Annotated in this window: 19 protein-coding genes and 1 riboswitch; of the genes, 7 read left to right on the top strand and 12 right to left on the bottom strand. The window is 66.1% G+C overall.

The genetic code is table 11. The features are described 5' to 3' along the window. Positions 1-22: 22 nt before the first annotated feature. From cobW to J0I99_RS03820, 4 genes are all read right to left on the bottom strand, one after another. Positions 23-1,081 carry a cobalamin biosynthesis protein CobW gene (gene cobW, locus J0I99_RS03835; RefSeq protein WP_291395965.1) on the bottom strand — a complete coding sequence of 353 codons (1,059 nt, stop codon included), beginning with the start codon at positions 1,079-1,081 and terminating at the stop codon, positions 23-25. Continuing rightward, on the bottom strand, positions 1,078-1,809 hold the full coding sequence (locus J0I99_RS03830) for a CbtA family protein (RefSeq protein ID WP_291395964.1): 732 nt from the start codon (positions 1,807-1,809) through the stop codon (positions 1,078-1,080). The genes cobW and J0I99_RS03830 overlap by 4 nt, the downstream gene beginning before the upstream one ends. 75 nt (positions 1,810-1,884) lie before the next feature. Then, complete coding sequence (locus tag J0I99_RS03825; protein WP_291395963.1) at positions 1,885-2,067, bottom strand: CbtB-domain containing protein; 183 nt, start codon at positions 2,065-2,067, stop codon at positions 1,885-1,887. Between the two features lie 35 nt (positions 2,068-2,102). After that, a riboswitch (cobalamin riboswitch) is annotated at positions 2,103-2,316 on the bottom strand. Between the two features lie 20 nt (positions 2,317-2,336). Continuing rightward, positions 2,337-2,936: a hypothetical protein gene (locus J0I99_RS03820; protein WP_291391614.1), complete on the bottom strand. Its 600-nt coding sequence runs from the start codon at positions 2,934-2,936 to the stop codon at positions 2,337-2,339. Positions 2,937-3,202: 266 nt separating this feature from the next. On the opposite strand from J0I99_RS03820, the gene J0I99_RS03815 reads away from it, so the two are divergent. Continuing rightward, positions 3,203-3,559, top strand: a complete 357-nt coding sequence (locus J0I99_RS03815) for a DMT family protein (RefSeq protein WP_291395961.1) — start codon at positions 3,203-3,205, stop codon at positions 3,557-3,559. 2 nt (positions 3,560-3,561) lie between these two features. Here J0I99_RS03815 and J0I99_RS03810 read toward each other — a convergent pair whose 3' ends face one another. Continuing rightward, on the bottom strand, positions 3,562-4,488 hold the full coding sequence (locus J0I99_RS03810; RefSeq protein ID WP_291395960.1) for a zinc ABC transporter substrate-binding protein: 927 nt from the start codon (positions 4,486-4,488) through the stop codon (positions 3,562-3,564). A gap of 96 nt (positions 4,489-4,584) precedes the next feature. Here J0I99_RS03810 and J0I99_RS03805 point away from each other — a divergent pair, with 96 nt between their 5' ends. From J0I99_RS03805 to J0I99_RS03795, 3 genes are read left to right on the top strand one after another with little or no spacing between them, the layout of a single operon-like run. After that, positions 4,585-5,424 carry a metal ABC transporter ATP-binding protein gene (locus J0I99_RS03805; RefSeq protein ID WP_291391617.1) on the top strand — a complete coding sequence of 280 codons (840 nt, stop codon included), beginning with the start codon at positions 4,585-4,587 and terminating at the stop codon, positions 5,422-5,424. Then, entirely contained in the window at positions 5,417-6,223 is an 807-nt protein-coding gene (locus J0I99_RS03800) for a metal ABC transporter permease (RefSeq protein WP_291395958.1), read from the top strand. Before J0I99_RS03805 ends, J0I99_RS03800 begins: the two co-directional genes overlap by 8 nt. A 3-nt stretch (positions 6,224-6,226) precedes the next feature. Continuing rightward, complete coding sequence (locus tag J0I99_RS03795; RefSeq protein ID WP_291395956.1) at positions 6,227-6,658, top strand: Fur family transcriptional regulator; 432 nt, start codon at positions 6,227-6,229, stop codon at positions 6,656-6,658. Here the strand turns inward: J0I99_RS03795 and J0I99_RS03790 are convergent. The 6 genes from J0I99_RS03790 to J0I99_RS03765 form a co-directional block, all read right to left on the bottom strand. Further along, complete coding sequence (locus J0I99_RS03790; RefSeq protein WP_291395955.1) at positions 6,651-8,876, bottom strand: EAL domain-containing protein; 2,226 nt, start codon at positions 8,874-8,876, stop codon at positions 6,651-6,653. The genes J0I99_RS03795 and J0I99_RS03790 overlap by 8 nt on opposite strands. Positions 8,877-8,964: 88 nt before the next feature. Next, positions 8,965-9,801, bottom strand: a complete 837-nt coding sequence (locus J0I99_RS03785) for a dipeptide ABC transporter ATP-binding protein (protein WP_291395953.1) — start codon at positions 9,799-9,801, stop codon at positions 8,965-8,967. Further along, positions 9,801-10,637 (bottom strand): ABC transporter ATP-binding protein, encoded by an 837-nt coding sequence (locus tag J0I99_RS03780; protein ID WP_291395951.1) that lies wholly within the window; start codon positions 10,635-10,637, stop codon positions 9,801-9,803. Before J0I99_RS03780 ends, J0I99_RS03785 begins: the two co-directional genes overlap by 1 nt. Before the next feature lie 5 nt (positions 10,638-10,642). Next, the gene (locus J0I99_RS03775) at positions 10,643-11,545 is read right to left on the bottom strand and encodes an ABC transporter permease subunit (protein WP_291395948.1); all 903 of its coding nucleotides are present in this window, start codon (positions 11,543-11,545) and stop codon (positions 10,643-10,645) included. Next, on the bottom strand, positions 11,545-12,552 hold the full coding sequence (locus J0I99_RS03770; RefSeq protein ID WP_291395947.1) for an ABC transporter permease subunit: 1,008 nt from the start codon (positions 12,550-12,552) through the stop codon (positions 11,545-11,547). The genes J0I99_RS03775 and J0I99_RS03770 overlap by 1 nt, the downstream gene beginning before the upstream one ends. Positions 12,553-12,619: 67 nt before the next feature. Continuing rightward, complete coding sequence (locus tag J0I99_RS03765) at positions 12,620-14,215, bottom strand: ABC transporter substrate-binding protein (RefSeq protein WP_291395945.1); 1,596 nt, start codon at positions 14,213-14,215, stop codon at positions 12,620-12,622. 282 nt (positions 14,216-14,497) lie between these two features. Here J0I99_RS03765 and J0I99_RS03760 point away from each other — a divergent pair, with 282 nt between their 5' ends. The 3 genes from J0I99_RS03760 (at position 14,498) to J0I99_RS03750 (ending at position 16,618) form a co-directional block, all read left to right on the top strand. Next, positions 14,498-14,884: a VOC family protein gene (locus J0I99_RS03760; RefSeq protein ID WP_291395944.1), complete on the top strand. Its 387-nt coding sequence runs from the start codon at positions 14,498-14,500 to the stop codon at positions 14,882-14,884. A gap of 112 nt (positions 14,885-14,996) precedes the next feature. Beyond that, positions 14,997-15,944, top strand: a complete 948-nt coding sequence (locus tag J0I99_RS03755; RefSeq protein WP_291395943.1) for an aldo/keto reductase — start codon at positions 14,997-14,999, stop codon at positions 15,942-15,944. 131 nt (positions 15,945-16,075) lie between these two features. Then, positions 16,076-16,618, top strand: coding sequence for a hypothetical protein (locus J0I99_RS03750; protein WP_291395942.1), 543 nt, complete (start codon positions 16,076-16,078; stop codon positions 16,616-16,618). On the opposite strand, the gene J0I99_RS03745 is transcribed toward J0I99_RS03750, so the two are convergent. Then, positions 16,541-17,266: an SDR family oxidoreductase gene (locus J0I99_RS03745; protein ID WP_291391629.1), complete on the bottom strand. Its 726-nt coding sequence runs from the start codon at positions 17,264-17,266 to the stop codon at positions 16,541-16,543. The genes J0I99_RS03750 and J0I99_RS03745 overlap by 78 nt on opposite strands. Positions 17,267-17,343 lie beyond the last annotated feature (77 nt).

The raw sequence follows: 17,343 nt of genomic DNA, 5'->3' as shown, positions 1-17,343 counted from the left end.
GAGGGAGACGTGATGCCGTCGGCTAGGCTGCGGCCACTACCGCCTGCCGAAGGCTGGCGGTGATCGCATCGCGGTCGAGGGGGCTCTCGCCGATCACGACGAGTGCGGTCTGCCGAACCTCCCCCGGCTTCCACGGTCGGTCGAAATATGCGGTGACGCGCGGGCCGACGGCCTGGATGGCGAGGCGGGCCGAGGCGCCCGGGAGGGCGGCGAAGCCCTTCAATCGCAGCACGTCGTGCGCGCGGATGGTCTCTTCGATGCTCGCCAAGAGCTGATCCTTGCTGGTGACGCCCTCGAGGTCGACCGAGAACGAATCGAAGTCGTCGTGCTCATGCCCTTCGCCGCCGTGTTCGAGCTCATGGTGGCTCTCGCGGCCGCTCAGGTTGTCCTCGGTCGAAAGGCCCATGCCGAGAAGCGCGGCGACATCGACATGGCCGTTGTGAGCGCGGACGATGCCGGTGCCCGGACGCATCTCGGCCTTGAGGTGGCTCTCGATGGTATCGAGCTTGGCGGTCGAGACCAGGTCGGACTTGTTGAGGATCACCATGTCGGCAGCGATCAGCTGGTCCTCGAACAATTCGCCCAGCGGGGTCTCGTGATCGAGCATGGCGTCGGCCGAGCGGAGCGCATCGACAGCCGCCTCGTCGTTGGCGAAGCGGCCTTCGCTCAGCGCGGCGGCGTCGGCAACGGTGATGACGCCGTCGATGGTGACCTCGGACTTGATCTCGGGCCAGTTGAAGGCGCGGATCAGCGGCTGCGGCAGGGCGAGGCCGGAAGTCTCGATCACGATGTGGTCGGGCCGATCCGGGCGGGCGAGGAGCTGCTGCATGGTGGGGATGAATTCGTCGGCGACGGTGCAGCAGATACAGCCGTTGCTCAGCTCGATCATGTCCTCCTCGCGGCAGGTCTCGTCGCCACAGCCGGCGAGGATCTCCTTGTCGACGCCGAGTTCGCCGAACTCGTTGATGATCAGCGCGATGCGCTTGCCATTGGCGTGGGCGAGCAGATGGCGGACAAGTGTCGTCTTGCCCGCGCCGAGGAAGCCGGTAATCACGGTGACGGGGATCTTCTGGGTGTTCATGCGTGGGCTCCCTTGAGGGCGGTCACCTCGGCGCGGGTGAAGCGTTCGTTGAGCCAGCCCAGCAGCGGGCCGGCGATCAGCCAGAACAGGGCGCCGGTTGCGAGCGAGGCGGCCGCGAATTCGCTGGCGAGATGGGCAGGGACGACGGACACGTGCTCGCCTGCCAGTTGCGGCGCGCCGATGAGGTGCGGCGCAAGGATCAGTACGGCGGCGAGTGCGATGCCGGTCCAGTTGCGGAACCTCGCGATCGCGAGGATGCCAACGCCGGTGGCCAGCGCCGTGCCGACCCACCAGGCCTGGCGGGCCACGAGATCGGCGGCCGGCATGCCCGGAAGCTCTGGCGCCAAGCCGAAGGCTGGCGCCAGCTGCAGGGCGACGAAGCCCCCGAGGCCCCAGATCACGCCGTTGCGCGCGGTGATCTGGATGCCGGAGAGGACCGAGACGGCGGCAAGCAGGAAGGCAAAGCCGATCGAGGCGAGGATGTTGGCGAGCACGGTGTAGCCGATGCGTTCGAGGCCATCCTGTGGAGCCCATGCGTCTGCGTCATGCTCATGGACCGCCGGGGTGGCAGAGTCGTGGGCATGTTCGGCAGGCGCCGCAGCCGTCTCATAGACCTCCGCTTCGAGGATGAGCGGCGCCACGCGCCATTGCTGGACGGCGCTCATGACCAAGCCGGCTGCGAGTCCGGAGAGGACCGCAGCGAAGAAGATTCGCTGGAAGAGTTTCATCGATGTCTCGTTCTTCAGCTGGTCGCGCGTTCGGGCCGGAAATAGCGCAAGCGGCCGTTCCGATCGCGCTCCGGCTCAGTGGCAGGGGAAGCCCAGCGAATGGCGCATGTCGTGCGCGCCATTGTGAATGGCCATGTCGCTGGCAAAGCCAACCCCGCCGACAAGGACGAGACCGAGAAACAGCGCCAGCACGCCTGCGATGACGCGCTGCGAGACAGAAAGCGACGCAACCGTCGCGGTCTGGATTTGCGTATTCATAGACCTGCACCCTCCGTGCGGATGAAAATGGGCTCTTCGCCCGGCTGCACGTCGGCAGGTCTCCTGGCTCACGGGTCCTCGTGTTCTCCAGCCTTCCCGGTTTCCACCAGTGGCATAGTCGGAGGGCACTCGCCGTTCACAGTTGCGGGGGCAGCCACGGATTTGGTCCCTGATGGGTACGCCGCACCGTGTTCCCTTTTGATCCGCGCGCCCGAACGGGTCTGCGGAACCAACGTAGGGTGATCAATACGCCGCCTGGTGGAGGGCGGTCAATCTTCGGCGGCGGAGAAGTCGGGATAGCCCACCGTGATCGACTCGATGGTGGCGTGCACAGTCTCGAGCAGTGGCTCGCTCGAGGAGATCTGCTGGTCGCCGGAAATAGCAGCGACATCGAGATCGGCCGGATAGTCGCCGACGGCGAAGCGGACCGAGACGTTGCAGCCGCCGGGCAGGTCGGCGAGCTTGCCGCCGTCGAAGCCAGCCGAGCCGCCATAGTCCCAGAAGAAGCCATACATGTCGAAGGGGCCGCCGTTCAGGGCCTCGACCTGCTTGACCGTCATGCCGACCCTCAGTCCGCCGGGGGCGGTATCACCGGCGGGGACAGTGAAGTAGGCGGTGCGCTCGAGCTTCTCCTCGTCCCACCAGCCGAACTCCATCGCCCGCGCGGGATCGTTGGGGAACACTGTCGTGGCGAGGACGGTGGAGCCCTCGGGGCCGGGGACGTCTCCGGTCACCACGTTGTCCTTGCCGAAGCTCTCGACCAGCCTCGCCTCGGAGCTGTCGGCGGCGAAGGCGCCCTCGCACTTGATCTCGCCGGCCATCGCCGGGCCGGCAAGGAGGAGGAATGGAACGAGGGCGAGTGTGCGCATGCGAGGCCTCCATCGATGCCGCCGAGTCTAGCGGACGGCTGTGAGTCTGGGCAGGGTTTGGTGGCGGAAGCGGGGCGGGTAGCTTGCCTCTGCCACGCGGCCGGCGAGGCCGGAAACGATGTGGCGCCGGGCCGGGCAGACAGCGTCGATTGTGCAGGAAGGCGGCGTCGACCAGCTCCTTTTGCAGCTGCCGGCGCGCTGACGGGCTTGCAGCCGATCCGGCCGCCGGAGATCAATGGGCGCGTGATTCTCGCTCGCGGTGTCCCATGCCCCTGACCTTCCAGACGATCATGCCTATCGTCCTTCTTGTCGGCTCGAACGTGTTCATGACCGTTGCGTGGTACGGGCACCTGAAGTTCCCCGCCGCCCCGATGTGGGCGGCGGTAATGGCGAGCTGGGGCATCGCGCTGGTGGAATACTGGCTGGCGGTGCCCGCCAACCGTATCGGCTACGGCACTTATTCGGCAGCCGAGCTCAAGACCATCCAGGAGGTGATCAGCCTCACGGTGTTCGTCGGCTTTGCCGTGTTCGTGCTCGGCGAGAAGCTGACCTGGAACCACGCGGTCGGCTTCGCGCTCATCTTCGCCGGCGCCTTCTTCATCTTCCGCGGGCCGTTGAAGTAGCTTCAGCCGCCGAGGCAGTCGACGAGGCTGGTTGCGAGGTTCTCGATCAGCCTGCGATAGAGACCGGGACCTTCTTCGAGGGTTGCCCCCTCGGGATCGAGCACGCCGTGCCGGGCGCTGGTGCCCTCGATCAGTACGCTGACCATGCGGGGATCGAACTGCGGCTCGGCAAAGACGCAGGCGGCGGCGAGGGTCTTGAGCTTGTCGCGGATGGCGTTGATGCGATCGGCGCCCGGCGTGATCTCGGGACTGACGGTAACGGAGCCCGCGACGGTCAGCCCGAAGCGCTTCTCGAAGTACTGATAGGCATCGTGGAAGACGACGAAGGGTCGATCCTTGACCGGCGCGAGCCTCGCGGCGGTCTCGGCGATCAGGGCGTCGAGGTCAGCCGTCTCGGTGGCGGCATTGGCCCGGTAGAGCTCGGCGTGCTCGGGATCGGCGGCGGCAAGCTGGTCGGCAATCACGGCGACCATGACCTTGGCATTCTCAGGATCGAGGAAGAAGTGCATGTCGCGCTCTTCGTGGGCGTGCCCGCCCCCGGTCTCCGCCGGATCGTCGGCGTGCTGCTCGAAGGTGCCGCTCTGGCGCGGCGGCAGGAGTTCGATGCCCGGGGCAGCGCTGAGCTCCACGATCTTCGCCCGAGGCGCGAGGGTTGCGATCGAATCCTCGAGAAAGAGCTCGAGGCCATGACCAGTCCAGAACACGAGGTCGGCGGACTGCAGGGCCTGCGCGTCGGAGGGCTTGAGGCTGTAGGTGTGCGGGGACGCCGCACCGCTGACGATCAGCGCGGGCGTGCCTAGGTTGCCCATCACGGCGCTGACCAGCGCATGGATCGGCTTGACCGAGGCGACGACCTTGGGGACATCCCCCAGAGCTACGGACGACCAGCCGAGCGCCGCCAGCAGCGCCAGGGTGAAGTTCTTCAACATGCCAGAAGCCTTTCAGAACGACGAAATGTTATGACATTACGCTGTCGGCCTGCTAGGCTGTAACGTAATGTTAGAACGTCAGCAAGGGACGGAAGCATGAATTTCGTGGAGGCGCCGCGCGGGCACGACGTGCTGGTCGATGTCGCCGGGGCTGGTGTGAAGCGCGACGGGCGCTGGTTGGTCGAGGGCGTCGACCTTTCGATCCGGCGCGGCGAGATCGTGACGATGATCGGCCCGAACGGCTCGGGCAAGTCGACCACCGCGAAGCTCGTGACCGGCGTCTTGAAGCCGAGCGTGGGCACGGTGTCGCGCCGGACCGGGCTGAGGGTCGGCTATGTGCCGCAGAAGCTGGCGATCGACTGGACGATGCCGCTTACGGTCAGGCGGCTGATGACGCTCACCGGCAGGTACGGGCCCGGGGAGATCGCCGGGGCGCTCGAGGCCACGGGCGTCTCGCACCTCGCCGAGGCCGAGGTCCAGCACCTGTCGGGCGGCGAGTTCCAGCGGGCGCTGCTGGCGCGGGCCATGATCCGGAAACCGGACCTGCTGGTGCTCGATGAGCCCGTACAGGGGGTGGATTTCTCGGGCGAGGTGGCGCTCTACGATCTCATTGGCCAGATCCGCGACGAGACGCAATGCGGGATCCTGCTGATCAGCCACGACCTGCACGTGGTGATGGCGGCCACCGACACGGTGATCTGCCTCAACGGGCACGTGTGCTGCCGCGGTTCGCCGGAATCGGTGGCGCGGAGCCCGGAATACCTGAGCCTGTTCGGGGCCCGTGCGGCCAACGCGCTTGCGGTGTACCAGCACCATCACGACCACACGCACCTGCCCGACGGGCGCGTGCTGGAGGCGGACGGCCGGGTGGTTGGCGCGCACGAGCACGTGCACGAGCACGAGGGCCACAGCCACCACGGACACGACCATGCTTGAGGACTTCTTCACCCGCGCGCTCATCGCCGGCATCGGGCTGGCCCTGGTCACGGGGCCGCTGGGCTGCTTCATCGTATGGCGGCGGATGTCGTATTTCGGGGACACGATGGCGCATTCGGCGTTGCTCGGCGTGGCGCTCAGCCTGGTGGCACAGGTCAACGTCACGCTCGGGGTATTCGTCATCGCCGCGGCGGTAGCGGGCGCGCTGCTGCTGCTGCAGCGGCGCAATACGCTTTCGACCGATGCGCTGCTCGGTATCCTCAGCCATTCGGCGCTGGCGATCGGCCTCGTCGTCGCGTTCCTGAGCGGCATCCGGGTCGACCTGATGGGGTTCCTGTTCGGCGACATCCTTGCGGTGTCGGTGGCCGATATCGCGGTGATCTGGCTGGGCGGGGCGGTGATCCTGGGCGCCCTGGTGCTCATGTGGCGACCGCTGCTGGCGGCAACAGTGAATGCCGACATCGCCGAGGCCGAAGGCATGCGGCCCGAGGTGACGCGGGTGATCCTGATGCTGCTGCTCGCCTCGGTGATCGCGATCGCGATGAAAATCGTCGGCGTGCTGCTGATCACGGCGCTGCTGATCATCCCGCCGGCGACGGCACGGCGGGTCAGCGGCACGCCCGAGTTGATGGCGGTCGTGGCTGCCGTGGCGGGAGCGGTGGCGGTAACCGGCGGGCTGTTCGGATCGCTGCGGTTCGACACGCCCAGCGGCCCCTCGATCGTCGTGGCCGCGCTGGTCCTGTTCCTTGTTTCGATCGCGGTGCCGGCCCGCCTGTGGCAGCGCAAGCGGGAGGCCTGAGCCATGGCGCACAGTCACGAAGACCACCATCACGAACGGCCGCGCGACCTGACGCGCAACCAGGGCCTGGTGCTCGAGGCGTTGAATCGGGCCGACGGCCCGCTTTCGGCATACGACATTCTCGATCGGCTGCGCGAGGACGGACTGCGCGCGCCGCTGCAGATCTACCGCGCACTCGACAAGCTGATCGAGCAGGGTCTCGCGCACCGGCTGGAATCGCTCAATGCGTTCGTCTGCTGCGCCGATGCCGGCTGCCACCGGGTCAGCATGGCGGCCTTTGCGATCTGCTCAGGTTGCGGACGGGTCGATGAGTTCACCGATCCGGAAGTGACCGGACGCCTGGTGGCCTGGTCCGAGCGGACAGGGTTCGCACTCGAGCGGACGACCATCGAGTTGCGCGGCCGCTGCGCGCAATGCGGGAAACCGGCTAGCTAGCCGCGCGCAGTTCCGGCTCAACGCCGATCAGGCGCTCGAGCTGGGCCAGTCGCAGCGGGCGGGCGAAGAGATAGCCCTGGAACTCGCGGCAGCCCAGCCGGGACAGGAGCGCCGCTTCCTCGCGCCGCTCGACGCCCTCGGCGGTGACGGCGAGGCCCATGGCGAAGGCATAGACCATGGTGGATTCGACCAGTGCCGCCTGAACGGGATCCTCATCGATATCTGCGACGAGCGAACGGTCGAGCTTCACCCGGTCGAAGCTGAACTGCTTGAGGTAGCCGATCGAGGAGTAGCCGGTGCCGAAATCGTCGAGCGCGATCAGCACACCGGCATGGCGCAGCTGCTCGATCAGCTTGATGGCCCGCTCGGGCTGGGTGACGAGGAAGGACTCGGTGACCTCGAGCTGCAGGCGGGTGGGATCAACCCCCCACTCGTCGAGCGCGGAGAACACGATCTGCGGCAGGTTGGGGTTCCGCAACTGCGCGGTCGAGACGTTGACGGAGATCTTGAGGTTGCCGAGCGGACCGATCTCCTCGACGGCGCGGCGCAACGCGAACATGCCCAGATCGTCGATCAGGCCCGAGGCTTCGGCGGCGGGGATGAATTCACCCGGACCCATGGGACCGGCAGCACGGCGGTTCCAGCGCATCAGTGCTTCGACGCCGATGACGGCCTGGGTGCGGAAATCGATGATCGGTTGGTATTCGAGGTCGAATTCGGAAGCCTCGAGCCCTCGGCGGATATCGGTCTGCAGCTCGATCCGGCGACGCCGCTCGTCCTCGATGGCCGGGGTATAGACGACGGTGTGATTGCCGCCGGTCTCGCGCGCCTTGGCCACCGCGGCCTCGGCCATGCGGATCACGTTGCCGACGTCGTCGCGCGTGGCAGCAGCGGAGGCCAGACCAATGCTGAGTCCGCCGATCTTGAGCTTGAGGGCGCCGACGGGGACGGGATCCGAGGCCGTCTCGAGGATCTTCTCGGCCAGCGCGCCCAGGTCGATGGCGGAAGTCTCCCCGATCTCGACCAGTCCGATCTCGGCGGGACCGATGCGAGCAAGGGTGGCGCTGCCGCCGGACATGTCCGCGAAGCGCTCGGCCAGTGAAACGAGGACCTGCGCCGCGGTCTCGCGTCCATAGAGGCCCACGATATCCGGCAGGCCGTCGACATAGACCTGGAGGGCGGTGACGCTGCGCTCGCCGCGCTTCTTCGGGATCAGGCTCTTCAGGTGCTCCTCGAGGCCGAAGCGGTTGCGCAGGCCTGTGGCCGGGTCGTAGCGGGCGTTGAACCAATCGCGCTCGTCAGCCACGGCGCGAAGCTTGATGCTGTGACGGAAGGCCGCGAGGACGAGGAAGACCAGCACGCCGATGACCAGCATGACCATCACCGCAACGGTGATGGTGTGGGCGAAGGCAGGATCGCCGGGGCGGCGCGGGCTCCAGTCGATGGTGGCGATGTCGGCCCCGGCCGCATCCTTCAGCACCATGGAGTCGTGGCCATCCTGCGGGACACGCACAAGACGCGGCAGCGGCAGTTCGAAGCGGGCGGCGACGCCGCGCAGCATTTCGTCGTCGAGCTGCTTGGCGAGCCAGAGAATGCGCCGGTGCTCCCGGGGAATGCCTGCCTGCCCGGAATTGCCCCGGACAACGGCGGCGGCCAGCGCCACGGCGCCTCGGCTGTTGCGCGACAGATGGGCGACGGTGGCGCCGTCGCCCGAATGGCTGATCTCGCTTTCGAGTTCCGCCAGCAGCTCGGCGGCCCCACTGAATGCGTCCGCCAGACTGCCGCTCACAGGTCCGCGGGCGCTTTCGCCGAAGACGATCTTGCCGTCGACGTCGGTAAGGATCGCGGTGTCGTAGGTATCGGAGATGCGGGCGGTGGAGCCCCAGGTGGCATCGTGCCAGGCCGGGTTGGGCTCGACATAGGTGTTGATGTAGGCCTCGGTCCAGGTGGCCTCGTCGGCGGCGCTTTCGCCCAGGCCGACCACCAGGGAATCGACCGCGGCGGCGATGGCCTTCTGGCCACGGTCGGAGTCGATGGCGTTCATCTCCGAGCTCATGAGGTGCATGGCGACGACGACGAGCGCGCACACGCCGACATAAACGGCGAGAGTCGGGAGTGCGATCCAGAGCGTGAAGCCGGCAAGTGCCGAGGCCGGGCGGTCAGCCTCTTTCAGGTGGCGCGCCTTAATGGCCTTTGCCAATGTGGAAGCGGCAGCCATGGGCAAGGAGGGACACCGGCGATCGTAGCATCAGGGGAAGCTACGGGCCCGGGCTTAACACCGGCTTAAGGCCTGCGCTCAAAACCGCTCAGGTCGTTGCCAGCGCTGCCTTTTTTGCCAACCGGGTCTTGATGCTCTCGACGTCGGCACGCGGCGTCGCGGCGAACAGGGCCCTGGTGTAGGGATGCTCGGGACTGGAGAAGAGCTTGTCGCGGGTCCCCTGCTCCACCGCCTCGCCCAGGTACATCACCATCACGTCGTCGGCGATGTACTTCACTACGCTGAGGTCGTGGCTGATGAACACGTAGGTGAGCCCGAACTCGTCCTGCAGGTCGGCGAGGAGATTGAGGATCTGGGCCTGGACGGAGAGGTCGAGGGCCGAGACCGGCTCGTCGAGCACCAGCAGCGAGGGGCGCAGGATGATGGCGCGCGCAATGGCGATGCGCTGGCGCTGCCCGCCCGAGAACATGTGCGGGTAGCGGTTGAAGTGCTCGGGCTGCAGGCCGACCTTGACCAGCATGTCGAGGGCACGTTCGCGGCGCTCGGCAGCCGGCATGTCGGTGTTGAGCAGCAGGGGCTCCATCAGCACGTCGCCGATCTTCTGGCGCGGGTTGAGCGACCCGTACGGGTTCTGGAACACCATCTGCACCTTGCGGCGCATGGCCTTGGTGACACCGGTCTTGGCGATATCGACGATCTCGCCGTCGATCTTCAGCTCGCCGGCCGTCTGTCGGTCGATCAGGGTGAGGATGCGGGCAAGCGTCGACTTGCCCGAGCCGGATTCGCCGACGACAGCGAGGGTCTTGCCCTGCTCGAGCGAAAAGCTGACGCCCTTCACGGCATGCACGGTACGGCCGCCGCCGAACAGGGTGCCGCCGATATGGTAGTCGCGAACGATGTTGAAGGCTTCGAGGACCTTGGCCATCAGCGGGCCTCCTCGAAATCGAAGCCGGTGATCGTCGGCAGCCGGTCGCCGGTGGCGTTCTCGGGCAGGGCGGCGAGCAAGGCCCGCGTGTACGGGCTCTTGGGCGTCGTGAAGAGTTCGAGCACGCCGGCCTCCTCCATCTTGTTGCCCTTGTACTGCACGACGACGCGGTCGGCCGTCTCGGCGACGACGCCGATATTGTGGGTGATCATGATCAGGCCCATGCCGTGCTCGGCCTGGAGGCGGACCAGGAGGTCGAGAATCTGCTTCTGGATGGTCACGTCGAGCGCGGTGGTGGGCTCGTCGGCGATCAGCAGCTTGGGCTTGCAGGCGATGGCCATGGCGATCATGACGCGCTGGTTCTGGCCGCCCGACATCTGGTGCGGATAGGCATTGAGGCGCTCGGCCGGATTGGGAATGCCGACCTGCTCGAGCAGTTCGACGGCGCGGGCGCGACGCTGCGCCTTGCCCATGCCGAGGTGGAAGCGCAGCACTTCCTCGATCTGGAAGCCGACCGTGAAGCACGGGTTGAGGCTGGTCATCGGCTCCTGGAAGATCATGGCAACGTCCTTGCCGATGATCTTGCGCCGGTCGCTGTCCGAGATGTTCAACAGGTCGCGCCCGTCGAAGCTGAGCTTGTCGGCCTTCACGGTGGCGGTGGCGGGGAGGAGACCCATCACCGCAAGCATGGCCACCGACTTGCCCGAGCCCGACTCGCCGACGATGGCGAGGACCTCGCGGGCGTCGACATGGAGGTCGATGCCCTTCACGGCGTGGAACACGCCGACCGAGGTATCGAACGAGACGGTGAGATTCTTGACTTCGAGAAGGGGCATCGGCCTCAGCTCCGCTTGAGCTTGGGGTCGAGCGCATCGCGCAACCCATCGCCGATCAGGTTGATGGCGAGAACCGTGATGAGGATCGCGAGGCCGGGCATGGTGACGATCCACCATGCCGAGGTGATGAACTCGCGGGCGCGGGCCAGCATGGTGCCCCATTCCGGCGTCGGCGGCTGTGCGCCCATGCCGAGGAAGCCCAGTGCGGCAGCTTCGAGGATGGCGTTGGAGAAGCTGAGCGTCGCCTGCACGATCAGCGGCCCGAGGCAGTTGGGCAGGATGGTGATGAACATCAGCCGCAGGTGCCCGGCCCCGGCGACCTTGGCCGAAGTCACGTACTCACGGCTTTTTTCGGAGAGCACGGCGGCGCGGGTGAGGCGCGCGAAGTGCGGCTGCAGCACCAATGCGATGGCCAGCATCGCATTGAACAGCCCGGGGCCGAGGATGGCCACCAGCACGAGGGCAAGCAGCAGCGAAGGAAAGGCGAGGATGATGTCCATGACGCGCATGATCAGCGCATCGACCCAGCCGCGGAAATAGCCGGCCAGGAGGCCGAGGGTGACCCCGACAAGGAGCGCACCGCTGACGACGAAGAAGCCGATGAACAGGGAATAGCGCGAGCCGTGGATGAGACGGGAAAGGATGTCGCGGCCGACCTCGTCGGTACCGAGCAGGAACTGCGGCTGGGTCCCGCCGGCCCACGGCGGCGCCATGCGGATGAATTCACGGAACTGCTGGTCGGGCGGGAACGGCGCGAGGACCGGCGCGAAGATGGCGACCAGGATCAGGAGGACGAATACGGCGAGGCCGAGGACGGCCCCCTTGTTCATCGAGAAATAGTACCAGAACTCGCGCAGGCCCGCGAGCGGGCCGGCAGCGACGGTGGGCGTTGCGGCGTCCGTGCTCATCACTGCACCCTGATGCGCGGATTGATGACGGCGTAGAGGATGTCGACGACGAGGTTCACCGCCATGACGATCAACGCAATGAGCAACAGGCCGGATTGCACGGAGACATAGTCACGCTTGCCGATGGAATCGATCATCCACTTGCCGATGCCGGGCCAGGAAAAGATCGTCTCGGTGAGGATGGCGCCGGCCATCAGCAGGCCGACCTGAAGGCCGATCGTGGTGACAACCGGGATCAGCGCATTGCGGAAGGCGTGGACGCCGACGACGCGGCGGGGCTCGAGCCCCTTGGCGCGGGCAGTGCGCACGTAGTCCTCGCCCAGCACTTCGAGCATGGCCGAGCGCGTCTGGCGCGCAATCACGGCCAGCGGAATGGTGCCGAGCACGATGGCGGGCAGGATCAGGTGACGCAAGGCAGAGACGAAGCCGTCCGGCTTGCCTGCGAGCAGGCTGTCGATCAGCATGAAGCCGGTGACGCGCGGGAAGAAGAAGTTCAGCGCGATGCGGCCCGACACCGGCGTCCAGCCGAGATAGCCGGAAAAGAAAATGATGAGCAGGAGGCCCCACCAGAAGATCGGCATGGAGTAGCCGGTCAGCGCCACGCCCATGGTGACCTGGTCGAACCACGAGCCGCGCTTGATGGCGGCGAAGATGCCGGCCGGAATGCCCAGGATCACGGCGATCAGCATGGCAAAGAGCGCCAGTTCGACCGTTGCGGGGAACAGGGTCATGAACTCGGCGATGACGGGGCGCTTGGTGGCGAGCGAGATGCCGAAGTTGCCCTGCAGGATGCCGCCCACATAGTTGAAGTACTGCTGCCAGATCGGCAGGTTGAAGCCGAACTGCTCCTTGAGGATCTCGTAGCGTTCCGGCGTGACGCCGTGCTGGCCCGCCATCGCAAGGATGGGGTCGCCGGGAAGCAGGCGGATGAAAGCAAAGGACGCGATCGTGATGCCGATGATGGTCGGAACGATCAAGGCCAGTTTCTGGAGGATGAAGCGCAGCATGCTGGGTATGCCAAGGGGCGGCGCCGTCGGGAGTATCCCGCGGTGCCGCCCCCCTTATTTTAGCCGATTATTCGGTCACGTCGACGTTGTCGAAGCGGTGGATGCCGAGCGGATCCATGGTGTAGCCCTGGACGCGCTTGTTCATCGGCATGAAGACCTTCGAGTGAGCGATCGTCATGGCGGGCTCCTCGGCTTTGAAGATCTCCTGGGCCCTGGTGTAGAGCTTGGTGCGCTCGGCCTGGTCGGAAACCTTCTTGGCGTCCTGGATCGCGGTCTCGAAGTCCTGGTTGCACCAGCTGGAGTAGTTGCTGACGCCGATGGCCGAGCACGAGAACAGGGTGGCGAAGAAGTTGTCCGGATCGCCGTTGTCACCTGTCCAGCCGATCTGGAAGGCGCCCGGGCGGTCCTTCTGCTTGCCGCGCTCGCGGTACTCGGTCCACTCGTAGGTCACGATGTTGGCGGTGACGCCGACAGCGGCCCAGTCGGCCTGGATCATTTCCGCAACGCGCTGGGCGTTGGGGTTGTACGGACGGCTGACCGGCATGGCCCAGAGATCGAGGGTCAGGCCCGACACGCCGGCGTCGGCCAGCATCTTCTTGGCCGCTTCCGGATCGTAGGCGGTGTCGACGATGGCGTCGTCATAGGACCACATGGTCGGCGGGATCAGGTTCTTGGCGACCTGGCCGGCACCCTGGTAGACGGCATCGACGATCGCCTTCTTGTTGATGGCCGTCGAGAGCGCCTTGCGGACGTTCACGTTGTCCATCGGGGCAATCGTGGTGTTGTACGCCATGTAGCCGATGTTGAGGCCTTCCTGTTCCATGACGTTCAGGTTGGCGTCGGCCTTGAGACCCTCGATGTCAGCCGGGGCCGGGTAGCTCATGATGTCGCATTCGCCAGCCTTGAGCTTCTGCGCGCGCACCGCCGGATCGGTGGTGATGGCGAAGATCAGGTCGTCGATGGCAACCTTGCCGCGCCAGTAGTCGGCAAAGGCCTGGTAGCGGATGACGGCATCGGTCTGGTAGTCGACAAAGACGAACGGGCCGGTGCCGATGGGCTTGTTGGCGAAGTCGGCGAGGTTGCCCGAAGCGGCGAGCTGGTCGGCATATTCCTTCGAGACGATCGAAGAGAAGTCCATGCCGAGGTTCGCGATCATCGGCGCGTTGGGCTCGGTGAGGGTCATCTTGACCGTCAGGTCGTCAACCTTCTCGATCGACTTGAGGAACTTGGGCATGTCCATGCCCTGGAAATAGTCCCAGCTCAGGCCCTCGAGGTACTGGTACCACGGATTGTCCGACTTCCACTGGCGCTCGAACGAGAAGATCACGTCGTCTGCGTTCAGGTCACGGGTGGGGGTGAAATAGGACGTGGTGTGGAACTTCACGCCCGGACGCAGATGGAAGGTGTACTCGAGGCCGTCGGCCGAGACTTCCCACTTCTCGGCGAGGCCCGGAGTGACGGCGGTGCCGCCATGCTCGAACTCGACGAGGCGATCGTAGATGGTGCGCGAAGAAGCGTCGAAATCGTTACCACCGGCGGTCGGACCGGGGTCGAAGTGCGCCGGCGAGGCCTCCGAGCAGAATACGAGCTGCTTGGCATAGACACTGCCGCCCATCACCGCGACAAGCGCGGTTGCGGTAAGCAGAGTGCGCATCAATTTCATGATGTTTGTCTCCCGAATAGCATTGCGCCCCGGCGTTCAACGGCAAGGTGTTCCCCCTTGGCCGGCCGGAGCTTGGGCGGCAACAAAGCGCTTTTTCCCTGGCTGCGCAATGGGGAGTTGACCAATTGGTCAAGGACCGACGGCCGGAGGAATGGATGCCCAAGGATTGGCCGACCGATGGAAAGCAAGACTACGCGCCGGGAATCGGGCAGGTAAATCGGTTGCGGAGCCGGGCTTGCCGGCAACTTTGTCCGCAGCAGCACCGGAGGAAAGTTTCTGAGGATGACGCAATCCATCGCCACCATCGCACTCGTCGTTAGCGACTACGACGAGGCCATCGCCTTCTATCGCGACACGCTCGGATTCGTCGTTGTGACGGACACGCCGCTGGGCGGCGGCAAGCGCTGGGTTCTGGTGGCTCCTGCAGCCGGCGGGGCCCGCTTGCTGCTGGCGGTGGCGGAGGGCGAGGCGCAGCGGGCCCGCATCGGCGACCAGACCGGCGGGCGAGTCGGCTTCTTTCTGGAGACGGACGATTTCGAGCGTGACTTCGCGCTCTATTCGGCGCGGGGCGTCAGGTTCCTGGAGGCGCCGCGGCACGAGGCCTACGGCTCGGTTGCGGTGTTCGAAGACCTCTACGGCAACAAGTGGGACCTGATCCAGCCGCGGTGAGCGAGCCGTTCTCCGACCGTATCCATGATCGCAACTGGCTCGCTTGGCACCCGGACCGCACAGCGCTAGCGTAGCCTTCCCTCCCGACCACAGCATTCCATTGGAGATATTCATGGCAAAGCGCCGCCTCGGCCGCTCCCAGCTTTTCATCGACCCGATCGTGCTGGGCACCAACGTCATCGGCGCGGGGGTGGACGAGGAGACCTCGTTCGACATCCTGGATGCCTTCACGGCGGAAGGGTTCACGGCCATCGACACGGCCGATTCCTACTCGCGCTGGATCCCCGGCAACGACAGCGAGAGCGAGAAGGTCATCGGGCGCTGGATCAAGGCGCGCGGCAATCGCGACAAGGTGCTCGTGTTCACCAAGGTCGGCTCGGACATGGGCCAGGGTCACCGCGACCTCAGCGCCAGGTGGATCATGGAGGAAGTCGAGCATTCGCTGAAGCGGCTGCAGACCGACTATATCGATCTCTACCAGAGCCACTGGCCCGACCCGAACACGCCGCAGGAAGAGACGCTCGAGGCCCATGACCGCCTGGTCAAGGCGGGCAAGGTGCGGTTCATCGGCACCTCCAACCACGATGTGTCATTGCTGAGCGAAGCGCTGGAGATCTCGAGGCGCAGAGGCTTTGCGCGCTACGACACGATCCAGAACGAGTTCAACCTCTATAGCCGCAGGAAGTTCTCCGGCGCGCTGCAGGAACTGTGCGTGAAGGAAGAGGTTTCCGGCATCCACTATTTCGGGCTGGCGCGAGGCTTCCTCACCGGCAAGTACCGAAAGCCCGAGGACGCCGCCAAGAGCCATCGCGGCAAGGGCGTGATCGACAACTACTTCAACGACAAGGGCTTCAGGATTCTCACTGCGCTCGACAAGGTGTCAGCGCGGACCGGCGCAGCCCTGAGCGAGATCGCGCTTGCCTGGGTCGCAGCGCAGCCGGGCGTTGCGGCGCCGATCGCCTCGGCCACCTCGGTCGAGCAGGTGAAGAGCCTTGCCCGCGGGGCGCGCCTGACGTTGAGTGCCGAGGACCTGAAGGTACTCACCGACGCGGGGAACTAGGCTTGGGCACTGCACCACCCCACACACCGATGTCATCCCGGCGCAGGCCGGGGTCCATGGTTCCGCCAGCGCGGGCGGAGAGATGGATTCCGGCCTTCGCCGGAATGACATCGTGGATGGGGTGGGCATTGGTGGCTGCTACCAGCATCATGCTCACCGCCCCGGCCCTCGCACAGGAGGCCGGCTGGCACTATTCACCGCTTCCTGGTGAGGGCGACCGAGCGGCGCTGGGTTGCACCTATGGCTCGACACCGGAGGCCTTTGCCTGCCTCGCGGTGCGTTGCGAGGACGATTTCTCGGTCGGGGTGCACATCCACACCAGCCGCGAGGGCGGCGACGCCGGGCGGTGGGTGCTGGAGTTCGACAAGGAAGGCGAGCGGTTCCCGGTGACGGCCGTCGCCGACGGCTCGCCCTACCATGCGCGGATCGGGGGCGACGTCGCCCCGATCATCGCGCTGCTGAAGAATGCCGGGCTGGTCTATGTCGACCCGCAGGCCGGCGCCTCGATCGACCGGGCAATTTCGCTCTCGGGTTCGCTCCATGCGATCAACCAGGCGCTCTATTTCTGCGCGCCAAGGGTGAACCCGCCGGCTCCGTCAGGCGATGAGGTAGCCCCCGTCGACCGGCAGGATGGCGCCGGTGATGAAGCCGGCCAGCGGGGAGCAGAGGAATAGAGCAGCCGGCGCGAGGTCGGCAGGAGTGCCCCAGCGGCCGAGCGGCGTGCGCCCCATCAGCTCGGCATTGCGGGCTTCGTTGGCGCGCGGCTCGGCGGTGAAGCGTGTCTCGATCCAGCCGGGCGCCAGCGCATTGACCCTGATGCCCTCGGCTGCGAACGCCGCGGCCAGCGACTTGGTGAGCCCGCCGACGGCATGCTTGCTAGCGGCATAGGCCGGTGCGTGCTGGGCACCGCGGAATGTCGAAACCGACCCGATGTTGAGGATCGCACCGCCACCGAGCTTGTCGCGGAAGGCATAGGCCGTTCGCATCGAGCCGTTGAGGTTGATGTCCATGACCGTCTCAAAGCCGGAGACGCTGAACTCGCCGCCCCGCAAGATGATGCCGGCGCAGTTGACCAGCGCGTCGATGTGGCTGAAAACGCTGGCATATTCCGCGACCTGCTCGGTGTCGCGCACGTCGAGCTGGGTGTAGCGGAAGCGCGGCTCGGCTTTGGCGCCGGCTTCGACTTCGGCCTGGGTGGCGCCGGTCGCATGGACCGTCGCCCCGGCGTCGGCGAAGGCGCGGCCGATGCCCTGGCCGATGCCGGAGGTGCCGCCGGTGATGACGACGGACTTATTGGCGAAGAATTCGGTGGCCCAGGTCATGTTTTGTCCTCGGTACTGCCCCTCACCCCGGCCCTCTCCCCAGAGGGGAGAGGGGGCGATGTGGCACTGTCGGTGGT

The sequence above is a fragment of the Devosia sp. genome (genome assembly GCF_017307495.1).
Classification (GTDB): domain Bacteria; phylum Pseudomonadota; class Alphaproteobacteria; order Rhizobiales; family Devosiaceae; genus Devosia_A.
This window is presented reverse-complemented; position numbering and strand designations above follow the sequence as displayed.

Excerpts from the sequence above, each read along its gene's own strand:
- cobW (WP_291395965.1), bottom strand. The coding sequence starts at position 1,081 with ATGAACACCCAGAAGATCCCCGTCACCGTGATTACCGGCTTCCTCGGC.
- J0I99_RS03830 (WP_291395964.1), bottom strand. The coding sequence starts at position 1,809 with ATGAAACTCTTCCAGCGAATCTTCTTCGCTGCGGTCCTCTCCGGACTC.
- J0I99_RS03825 (WP_291395963.1), bottom strand. The coding sequence starts at position 2,067 with ATGAATACGCAAATCCAGACCGCGACGGTTGCGTCGCTTTCTGTCTCG.
- J0I99_RS03820 (WP_291391614.1), bottom strand. The coding sequence starts at position 2,936 with ATGCGCACACTCGCCCTCGTTCCATTCCTCCTCCTTGCCGGCCCGGCG.
- J0I99_RS03815 (WP_291395961.1), top strand. The coding sequence starts at position 3,203 with ATGCCCCTGACCTTCCAGACGATCATGCCTATCGTCCTTCTTGTCGGC.
- J0I99_RS03810 (WP_291395960.1), bottom strand. The coding sequence starts at position 4,488 with ATGTTGAAGAACTTCACCCTGGCGCTGCTGGCGGCGCTCGGCTGGTCG.
- J0I99_RS03805 (WP_291391617.1), top strand. The coding sequence starts at position 4,585 with ATGAATTTCGTGGAGGCGCCGCGCGGGCACGACGTGCTGGTCGATGTC.
- J0I99_RS03800 (WP_291395958.1), top strand. The coding sequence starts at position 5,417 with ATGCTTGAGGACTTCTTCACCCGCGCGCTCATCGCCGGCATCGGGCTG.
- J0I99_RS03795 (WP_291395956.1), top strand. The coding sequence starts at position 6,227 with ATGGCGCACAGTCACGAAGACCACCATCACGAACGGCCGCGCGACCTG.
- J0I99_RS03790 (WP_291395955.1), bottom strand. The coding sequence starts at position 8,876 with ATGGCTGCCGCTTCCACATTGGCAAAGGCCATTAAGGCGCGCCACCTG.
- J0I99_RS03785 (WP_291395953.1), bottom strand. The coding sequence starts at position 9,801 with ATGGCCAAGGTCCTCGAAGCCTTCAACATCGTTCGCGACTACCATATC.
- J0I99_RS03780 (WP_291395951.1), bottom strand. The coding sequence starts at position 10,637 with ATGCCCCTTCTCGAAGTCAAGAATCTCACCGTCTCGTTCGATACCTCG.
- J0I99_RS03775 (WP_291395948.1), bottom strand. The coding sequence starts at position 11,545 with ATGAGCACGGACGCCGCAACGCCCACCGTCGCTGCCGGCCCGCTCGCG.
- J0I99_RS03770 (WP_291395947.1), bottom strand. The coding sequence starts at position 12,552 with ATGCTGCGCTTCATCCTCCAGAAACTGGCCTTGATCGTTCCGACCATC.
- J0I99_RS03765 (WP_291395945.1), bottom strand. The coding sequence starts at position 14,215 with ATGAAATTGATGCGCACTCTGCTTACCGCAACCGCGCTTGTCGCGGTG.
- J0I99_RS03760 (WP_291395944.1), top strand. The coding sequence starts at position 14,498 with ATGACGCAATCCATCGCCACCATCGCACTCGTCGTTAGCGACTACGAC.
- J0I99_RS03755 (WP_291395943.1), top strand. The coding sequence starts at position 14,997 with ATGGCAAAGCGCCGCCTCGGCCGCTCCCAGCTTTTCATCGACCCGATC.
- J0I99_RS03745 (WP_291391629.1), bottom strand. The coding sequence starts at position 17,266 with ATGACCTGGGCCACCGAATTCTTCGCCAATAAGTCCGTCGTCATCACC.